Raw genomic sequence first — 8685 nt, 5'->3', positions numbered from 1 at the left:
CCGAACTGGGCCGAGATGATCACGATGTTGCTCGCCGTCCGTGCGGGAAGCGTGGGGATGTCGAGCGCCGCGTACAACACGCCCGTGTAGAGCCGTCCGGCTGCGGTTGTCGGTGCCTGACGGAGATCGGGATCGAGCAGTGCGTCACGCCGCGGAGTCAGTGTCGGGAACGAGAGGCGCTCGAGGTCGATGGGCTTGCCGCGCGCGGGCGCCCACTTCGTCTCGCTCGGCGGCAAGAGGATGAGGGGCGGTCGACGAGGAGCCATGGGGCGGGTGCGGCATCACGACGACTCCGCGCCTCGGCAGTCTATTCGCCCACGAGAACGAAGCGTGTATGCCCACGGCTGCTCACTCGAGCGAGGGGTCGGCAGAACCGATGCAGCGAAGGATGTCCATGACGTGTGCGGAGGCGGCGCGTGTCGTTGTACGCTCGTCCCGTGCCATCTGACCCTCCCAGTCCCGTAACCGACCTCGACCGGGCTCCCGACCGAGCGACGCATTCGGGACACGCGTGCCGGAGCTCTACTCCTCGTTGCTCGCCGACCTGCCGGACGCACCGACGAGCCCCAGGCTGACGACCGCGGGCGTCCGTTCCGCTGTCGCCCTGGATGTGCCCGAGCAGCCTCTCGACGAGGACGCGCTGATCGAGCACCTGCAAGCGATTCTCGACAATGCGGTGCGACCCGGAAGCGGAGGATTCCTCGCCTACATCTCCGGTGGAGGAACCGTGCCGGGCGCTATCGCAGACCTCCTCGCCTCGGGACTCAACTCGAACCCCGGAGGCTGGGCGCTCTCCGCCGCTCCGAGTGAGGTCGAGGCGCAACTGATCCGCTGGCTCGCGAGCCGCTTTGGTCTTCCCGCCGGTGCCGGTGGCAATCTCGTCAGCGGCGGGTCGCTCGCCAACCTCTCCGCCCTGAAGCTCGCGCGCGATCAGGCGAATACGGACGTGCGGATCTCAGGTGTCGGCGGCCAGCGGCTCGCAATCTACGCGTCGGAGGAGAGCCACTTCACGATCGATCGCGCAGCTGACGTCCTCGGCCTCGGCGAATCGGCCGTTCGCAAGGTGGCGGTAGACGAGCGCCTTCGAATGCGCGTGGACGATCTCGAGCGGCTTGTTGCCAACGACCTCGCGGCCGGCGTGAAGCCGGTCGCGATCGTGGGAACGGCCGGTACGACCGGGACGGGTTCTATCGATCCGCTCGTCGAGATCGCCGCGGTCGCGACCCGAGTCGGAGCCTGGTTCCATGTCGATGCGGCGTACGGCGGCGCGATCGCTCTCTCGGATGAGCTTCGCCCGCTCCTGAACGGCATCGAACTGGCGGACTCGATCACCTTCGACACCCACAAGTGGCTGTACGCGCCGGTCGTCTCCGCCGCTTTCCTCGTCCGCGACGAAACGGCACTACTCGACTCGTTCAGTGCGCACGCGGCCTACGTCGCTCAAGACCGCGAAGTCGCCGATCGGGGTACGGACTACGGGTTCGAAGGACTCCAGTTGAGTCGCGGTTTCATCGCCCTTCGCGTCTGGGTGGGGCTCCTCGCCCACGGACGGGCAGCGTACGCGCGACGGATCGAGCACGACGTAGCCCTCACGAACTGGTTGGCCGAGCTCGTCGAGGAGGCTCCGGAGCTCGAGCTCGCCTGTCCCACATCGCTCTCGATCTGTTGCTTCCGCTACCGCCCTTCGGGCGTCGACGACGACGGCTACCTCGATCGGCTCAACCACCGTGTGATGACAGAGTTGCAGATCGACGGGCGCGTGTTTCCCTCGAACGCCGCGATCCGCGGCCGCACGACGATCCGCACCTGCATCGTCAGCTACCGCACCGAAGCGCGGCATTTGCAGCAGCTCATCGACCTGACTCTCGAGATCGGCGAGCGTGTCCACGCGAGCGGTGTCGTCACCTGATGCAGACAGTGCGATCGGGGAGGGGGTGACACGGACATTCCCATCCTGGCCCTTCTCGCTCCCCCGCTGCTCCTCGCCGATTCGTACGGGCCGAGGAGCGCTCAGCCCGCGGACGGCGACATCAGCGGCTCAGGAGAGCACCCGTCCGGGCGGCGACTTCCGACAAGGACTCAGACGGGCTCTGTCGAGACCACCCAGAGCAGGCCGTCACCGCACTCGACCCGCCTCGCGTCGCCACCTGGATCCGAGAGCTGCGTCTCTATGACGACGACCTCCTCCCCGTCGATCTCGGCAAGCGGCGCCCGCAGGCCGGACATGCCGAACGTGAGGCGCCACGCACGCACCTGGTTGTGGATTGCGCGAGCAGCATGCGACCAGTCGATGCGCACGTAGTCGTTATCCTCGAAGTGCCCCGCCCAGGTCGCCCCGTCCTCGGATTGCCGATCGCCAGGGTCACCGGCCATGACGCGGTCGAGTGCCTGCGGAAGAAGTCCCATCGCTAGCGCCTGGATTCTTGGCGCGAACTCATCAATGCTGACGTCGTCGTCCAGGACGGGGATCGATCCTTGCGCGAGCAGGTTGCCGGTATCGAGCTCCGCGTCCATGTAGTGCCAGGTCATCCCCCAGACCGGATCGCCCTCTCGCACGGTCCAAGCTAACGGGATCGGGCCACGGTGCCGTGGGAGAAGCGCCGGGTGCTGGTTCACCGACCCGAGCCGCGGCACGTCGAGGGCCGCCTGTGGGATCTTCCACGGAAAGCCCGAGCACAGCATCAGATCGGGCGCGTACGCGCGCAGGAGCGGCTCTATCGCGTGCTTATCGCGAGCGAAGAGAAGATCGACGCCGGCCGGCGCGCTGGCTTCGGTGAGCACGAGGTGCGGCGGCATTTCCCGGTTTCCGTCCCTGCGCGGGCCGAGCACGGCGACCGGTACGTGACCGAGCTCGCGCAGCGTCCCGACGAGTGCGTGCGCGAGCGGCGCTATCGAGCAAATGGTGACGATGCGGAGGCGCTCGGCCATCCGGTCGATTCTACGACTCAGTACCAGATCGCGACCGGCTGGCCGTCGCGGATCTCCGGCGGAGCGGGCAGCGAGACGGCATCGCGGCGTGACGCCGTCCACGCGCACGCGGCAGCGTCGAGGAGGTCGTCGAGTGGGATCGTCGCCGCGGCTCCGAGCGTGCCCGGATCGATATTGATCCCGTGCTTGCGCAGAAGGCCGAGGCGCTCGAACGCCCCGCCCGCGGACTTCTTGCGGAACTTCAGTCGCTTCATGTCGTTCATCGCCGTGAAGCACACTTCCGGGTGAACCTCGCGGAACCGCTTGTCCGCGGCAGCGAGTGCGGTGACGTGGCGAATCCGGTCGGCGAGCGCGTGGGCCTGTGCAGAGATGCCGCCACCCTCGGCAAACGGAACTTCGAAACGCTCCTTCTCCGGAATCGAGAACACGGAGCTGCCGCCGACCACGTCTCTCGCGCGCGCGTCCGCCTCACGTGGCCCGTAGCCGATCGGGATATCGATCGCGATCCGCTTCATGTCGGCGAGCTCGGCGAACGACGACTCGACGCCTTCGAGCAGCCGCGCTTCGCGAAAGCGGCCGTCGATCAGCACCACGGCGACCCAGCCGCGCTTGCACCCATCGACACCCGCTACGAGCTCGGCCACCTACCCAGTCTGCCCTGCCCGACGACTTCCTGTCGCGTCAGACGATCGACTGCTCCCAGCGTGAGACCGCGTACGGTGCACCCGGACGCGCACCGACGGCAAGAATCGCGGTGCCGTCGACCGTTGCCACCGCCGAGCGAAGAAGCGCGGGGTCACGCACGAAGACGAGCGTGCCCGCCGGTGCGTCGACCTCCTGGCCGTCGATCGTGAACACCGCATGGCCGCTCATCACCGCGAACAACTCCTCGTGGCCCTCCGTGCCGTAGTCACTATCTGCGCGCTCGTCGTGCTCGGTGATCACTAGCTCACCCGCGTTGCCGGTGGCGCCGTTCACGCCGAACGCCTGGATATCGAAGTGGCGGCGAACGAGATGGAACGCAGCAGCACCGCTGCCGTCGGGCAGGCCCGAATCGGTGAGGACATCAGCGAGGCTGACAGCCGAGAAGGGTGCTGTCGTCGACCCGCTCATGGTGGTGATCCTGACAGATCAGCGCTGCGCGAGCTGGGCGAAGCCGTCGAAGAGGTCGTCCCAGGTGTACGCGCGCCCGTGGAACGACCTCGCCCCGTGGATCATCACCGGCTCCTGCGCGGGCCGCGTCGAGAGTAGCTGCGCCTCGGGCCTGATCCCGACCCTCCAGAGGTTGAGGCGGTCGGCGTCCCAGCAGGCGCCCGTCGTCGGATCGTCGCTGACGAACCCCTTGTCGTGCCGGGTGCACGCGTCGACGAGCACGTCGAGCCGCTCGGCGTCCAGCACGAGCACTCCCTCGCCGCAGAGCTCCTGCGCAAACCGCGCGGCACGAAAGCCGTGCTCGGGATCGTGGCTCTCGTTGAACCGCTGCGTATCGTGGAGAAGCGCAAAGAGGAGGATGATCTCGGCATCGCAGCCCCCGAGCCGGCGCGCGAGACCAAGCCCGGCCCAGGCGACGGCCTTCCAGTGCTGCTCGCCGTGATCAGGCGATCCGGGACGGGTCGAGCGGGCGACGACGAGGGGCGCGAGCGAGGGGTCCACGAGTGGAGTCTAGTGGGGCGTTCCGTGACGTTGAACCCGAGAATGTTCGGTGCGGGACGCCCCGCTCGGGCTGATTGGCTTTGTCCTGACGGCGACTCCCTCTACATCCACAACCTCGGCTACTACGGGCTCTCCTCGATGACTCTCGCGATGGGAATCGTCTCGTCGGCGTCCTAACCGCGGCCGATGAACGGCATCTTCGTCGCCATCACGGTCATGAACTGCACGTTCGCTTCGGGCGGCAGGGAAGCCATGTAAACGACGGCGTCCGCGACATGGGAGACGTCGAAGGACGGCTCGACCTCAACGGCGCCACTCGCCTGCACGATCCCGACCGACGTCGCCTTCGCGACCATGTCGGTCGCAGCGTTGCCGATGTCGATCTGCCCGCAGGCGATGTCGTAGGCACGACCGTCCAGTGATGTCGATCGCGTGAGCCCGGTGATTCCGTGCTTCGCAGCCGTGTACGCAGAGGCTCCCGGGCGTGGGACGCTCGCGGAGATCGAGCCGTTGTTGATGATCCGTCCACCTCGAGGGTTCTGGCGCTTCATGATCCTGAACGCCTCCTGCGTGCAGAGAAAGGTGCCGGTCAGGTTCGTCTCGAGCACGGAGCGCCAGTCGTCGAAGGCAACGTCCTCGAGTTTCGTCGCTGGCGCGCTGACGCCGGCGTTGTTGAAGAGGAGATCGAGCCGGCCGAACCGCGAGTCGATCTCGGCGAAGAGTGCGGCGACGGCTGCAGGGTCCCGCACGTCACACGTCAGCGCGACTGCACCGTTGCCCGCGCTCGCGGCCGCGTCCTCCAGATGCTCGAGGCGTCGCCCGGCGAGGACGACGGTGAAGCCTGCTCCGGCCAGCGCGATCGCAGCAGCTCGACCGATCCCGCTGCCTGCGCCCGTGACCAGGGCGACCTTCGTCATGTCTGCCGGCGTTCGGAGGCGGGTACACCGTGCACGACTTCTGGCCTGGGTGGGCTCATTGGCCTACCGATCCTCGCACACGATCGCGGGCCGGCGGAGACTGAAGTCAGGCTGAACGACGGAACGACGATCGGACAGGCGGGCGCACCCGTCATCGTACCGGCGGCCCGGCCCTGAATCGAGAGGCTGACCTCCAAGACCTTGCCGGCTCCGAGCAGCAGACGTGCGTGTCCGCGAAGGCCTCCTCGAGCATCGTCCGCACATGACGCGGTATCAGCTCCGCTACAGGTCGCTCTCCTTCTTGCGAATCAGGAGCTGGGTCGCCGGAATCTGGGCCAACCCTCCTGCGGATCTGAACCTCATAGGTCGTCCCGAGCGGCACCGGCGCTAGCGTTTCGTCACACGGAAGCTCTGCGAGGTCGTCGTTGAACCGTCAGGCGTCACGATCGTGATCGGTCCGGTCTTCGCGCCCACCGGCACCATGGCGGCGATCTGTCCTTCGGATTGCACGCCGAAGGTCGCCGGAGTTCCGCCGAACGTCACCACGGTGGTGGTGGCGAGGTTCGAGCCAGAGATGATCACGCTGCTGCCGATCGGGCCACTCGTGGGCGAGAAGCCGGTAACGACGGGCGTCGACCCGCCGGTGGGTGCGCCCTGGAGTATCGCGACCTTGAGCGCACCGTTGCTGCGGTCGTAGTAGCTGACCCACGGTGCTCCGGAGTCCGGGTGGATCGCAATGCCCATCCAGAAGGCACCGACGTCACCGGAGGCATCGAGCGTGGAGCAGGCCCAGGCGGTCGATCCAGTCGATCCGCAGCCGCTCCCTGCGCCGGCGCCCACGTAGTGCGAGACATAGGCGTGCTTCGCAGTCGCTCCGTGATAGGTGATCCAGGCCGCTCCGCTTGCGTCGAAGGCGATCCCCCCGTACTCCCCGACGCTGTCAGCCGTGTCGTGGATTGTCGAGCACTCCCAATCCGCCGCAACGCTGCAGCGCGGGCCGCTGCCCCCGAGCCGGGCGAGGTTGAGGTTGTTGTTGTTCCAGTAGTGCACCCAAGGGGCACCGGCGGCGTCAAAGGCGATGCCGGTGTCGAGTCCAACGTTGCCCGTCTTCGTGACCGGGCTGCAGCTCCATTCCGGGGAGCCGCTACCGCAGCCCGACCCGCCCGTGACGACGTGGGTGGCGATGACGAGTTTGGCGGCCTGCGGGCCGGTGCCGCTACCCGAGTAGCGGTAGGCGACCCACGCCCGGCCGGAGGGGTCGACCGCCAAGTCGTTCGCGTACGCGCCGACCGCACCGCTATCGACGGTGCCACAGCTCCAGCCTGCAGCGTCGCAGGCCGCAACGCCGCTGCCCGGGCGTGCCCAGCGCAAGTCGTTGCGGCCCGCGTCCCAGTAGGTCACAAGCGGCGCGCTGCTCTCGACCGCGATCGCCGTGTACCCGCCCACCTGGCTCGCGCTGTCCACCGCCTCACACGTCCAATCCGTGATCGACGGGGCGCAGCCGCTCCCCGTGCCGGGCACGACCGTGCGAGCGACCTTCAGGTCATCGGTCGTCGTATCCTGGTAGCTCACCCACGCCACGCCATCCGCGGTGAACGCGATGTCCGTCTCGAAGCCGACATTGTGCCCCTCCGGGTCGTCGACGACCGTGCAAGCCCACTCCTGGTTTCCGACGCAGTCTCCTCCCGCACCCACGTAGCGGGCAACCATCAGCGCCTGCGCATCCTGATCCCGAAAACTCACCCACGCACTGCCGCCCGCGTCGAACGCGATCGCCGTGTTCGACCCCGCAAAACCGGGAGGATTGTGAGCCTGCTGACAGCCCCACGCTAGATCGGTGCAGCCCGGCAGAACACCGAGCGCCGAGCCCGCGAGCGCCGTCGCCCCGATCATGACTGCCAGCACCACAACAAGGAGCGCCCGCGTCGGGACTGTCACGCGCGAGACCACACTCGCCCTCGGCTCTCGCGAACCTTCCATCACTCACCGCCTCCACTCCAGATCGACGACGATCGCCCCGACGTCACGCAGGCCCGCCGAGCCGCCGCCTGGCACAAGTATGCGCCCCCGGCAGAAATATCGCCACCCCGAGCGCGTCGAACAACCCGTCCGCGGCAGGCTCCTGACGGAGCGCGGGCCGCTGGGAACGAGAAGGGAATCACGAGAGCGACCGAAGCGCAGCTGCGCGGCCCCTCGAACGACGCCGATTCGAGCGTCATCAGGCGTGCCCATCCCGCATTGCTCTAGAGGTTCGAGCCGGGTCGCAGCTCGGCGCCGAGCTGCTTGTACATGTCCCAGTGGTCTGTTTCGTGCCAATGGGTCGTGACGAGACCGTCGCGAAACTCGAAGATGTCGATTCCGCTCAGCTCGATTGACTTCCCGGTCTTCGGAAGAGTCATGAAGTCGCCGGTATGGACGGCTCGATAGATCACGCGGCTCACAACGGTGCTCTCACAGACGAATAGCTTGTCGACCTCGACCGTGAACTCCGAGAAATGGGCCAACCATGTCGTCACCCCCTTGGCGAATTCCACGACGGTCGTCTGCTCGCCGTTCAGGCAGAACGCCGGGCGGTAGAAGTTCTCGAGCGCCGAAGTGTCGCCCTCACTCCAGACGTCATTCCAGTAACTCCGAACGCTGACCACGCGCGGCGACTCACCATCGATTGCATCCAATGTGACACCCTGCTTGCGCATCCCGTCGTGCAGCGCGAGGCGTTCGGTCGCGTGCCGATTCGGTTTTCCGAGCGGGATGACGGAACCGGGAAGGTGCTCCTCGTCGTACTCTGCCCGCGGGAGCACTTCGACGGGTCTCCCCCCTTCAGTGACGAGACGCTGACCGGCGCTGCGCGTAGCGTCAGTCGCATGCGTGGAGGCGAGTGCGTCGCGCACCCACCGTTCGTCGGGCTGTCCCGTGAACCCTGTGTCCGTTCGGTAAATCCGACACGAGTGGGCGTAGTTCGTCCGCTCGGCGGCCCCAGGCTCCACGTCGTTGCCATTCACGCGAATAGTGGGCGACCCGAGGAACCCCAGGCGCTGCGCGTCATCCGGCGTCTGCACGTCCACCAAACGGAGGTCGACTGCGATTCCGAGGTCGAGTGCCACCCGCCCGACCAGCTCTCGAGCCAGGGTGTGGTTGGGGCACCCCTGGAAGTAGAGGATCTCGACAGTCGGTGTCGCCACGGAGA

At 67.2% G+C, this 8685-nt stretch carries 8 protein-coding genes and 1 pseudogene; 1 reads left to right on the top strand and 8 read right to left on the bottom strand.

Features of this window, described 5'->3' with window-relative positions:
* A pseudogene (locus ABIR74_RS11615) lies at positions 1-266 on the bottom strand (peroxide stress protein YaaA); the annotation flags it as partial.
* 245 nt (positions 267-511) lie between these two features.
* Here ABIR74_RS11615 and ABIR74_RS11610 point away from each other — a divergent pair.
* Positions 512-1909, top strand: coding sequence for a pyridoxal-dependent decarboxylase (locus tag ABIR74_RS11610; protein ID WP_348178266.1), 1398 nt, complete (start codon positions 512-514; stop codon positions 1907-1909).
* A gap of 170 nt (positions 1910-2079) precedes the next feature.
* Here the strand turns inward: ABIR74_RS11610 and ABIR74_RS11605 are convergent, their stop codons facing one another.
* The 7 genes from ABIR74_RS11605 to ABIR74_RS11575 form a co-directional block, all read right to left on the bottom strand.
* Entirely contained in the window at positions 2080-2928 is an 849-nt protein-coding gene (locus ABIR74_RS11605) for a formyltransferase family protein (protein ID WP_348178264.1), read from the bottom strand.
* A gap of 17 nt (positions 2929-2945) precedes the next feature.
* Positions 2946-3572 (bottom strand): DUF429 domain-containing protein, encoded by a 627-nt coding sequence (locus tag ABIR74_RS11600; RefSeq protein WP_348178262.1) that lies wholly within the window; start codon positions 3570-3572, stop codon positions 2946-2948.
* A 37-nt stretch (positions 3573-3609) separates the two neighbouring features.
* A complete protein-coding gene (locus ABIR74_RS11595) occupies positions 3610-4041 on the bottom strand; it encodes a hypothetical protein (protein ID WP_348178260.1) in 432 nt (143 codons plus the stop codon).
* 18 nt (positions 4042-4059) lie between these two features.
* Complete coding sequence (locus ABIR74_RS11590) at positions 4060-4581, bottom strand: HD domain-containing protein (RefSeq protein ID WP_348178258.1); 522 nt, start codon at positions 4579-4581, stop codon at positions 4060-4062.
* A 173-nt stretch (positions 4582-4754) separates the two neighbouring features.
* Positions 4755-5498, bottom strand: coding sequence for an SDR family oxidoreductase (locus tag ABIR74_RS11585; protein WP_348178256.1), 744 nt, complete (start codon positions 5496-5498; stop codon positions 4755-4757).
* A 387-nt stretch (positions 5499-5885) separates the two neighbouring features.
* Positions 5886-7478, bottom strand: a complete 1593-nt coding sequence (locus ABIR74_RS11580) for an IPT/TIG domain-containing protein (RefSeq protein ID WP_348178254.1) — start codon at positions 7476-7478, stop codon at positions 5886-5888.
* Between the two features lie 263 nt (positions 7479-7741).
* Positions 7742-8685, bottom strand: a 944-nt coding sequence (locus ABIR74_RS11575; RefSeq protein ID WP_348178252.1) for an ester cyclase, incomplete at its 5' end; no start/stop codon positions are given.

The sequence above is a fragment of the Gaiella sp. genome, from assembly GCF_039915195.1.
Classification (GTDB): Bacteria; Actinomycetota; Thermoleophilia; order Gaiellales; family Gaiellaceae; genus Gaiella.
Note: the sequence above shows the minus strand (reverse complement) of the source record. Positions and strands in the feature narration are given on the sequence as shown.

Bases quoted from the DNA above. Each gene is read 5' to 3' on its own strand.
- ABIR74_RS11605 (WP_348178264.1), bottom strand. From the start codon at position 2,928: ATGGCCGAGCGCCTCCGCATCGTCACCATTTGCTCGATAGCGCCGCTC.
- ABIR74_RS11580 (WP_348178254.1), bottom strand. From the start codon at position 7,478: ATGGAAGGTTCGCGAGAGCCGAGGGCGAGTGTGGTCTCGCGCGTGACA.
- ABIR74_RS11585 (WP_348178256.1), bottom strand. From the start codon at position 5,498: ATGACGAAGGTCGCCCTGGTCACGGGCGCAGGCAGCGGGATCGGTCGA.
- ABIR74_RS11595 (WP_348178260.1), bottom strand. From the start codon at position 4,041: ATGAGCGGGTCGACGACAGCACCCTTCTCGGCTGTCAGCCTCGCTGAT.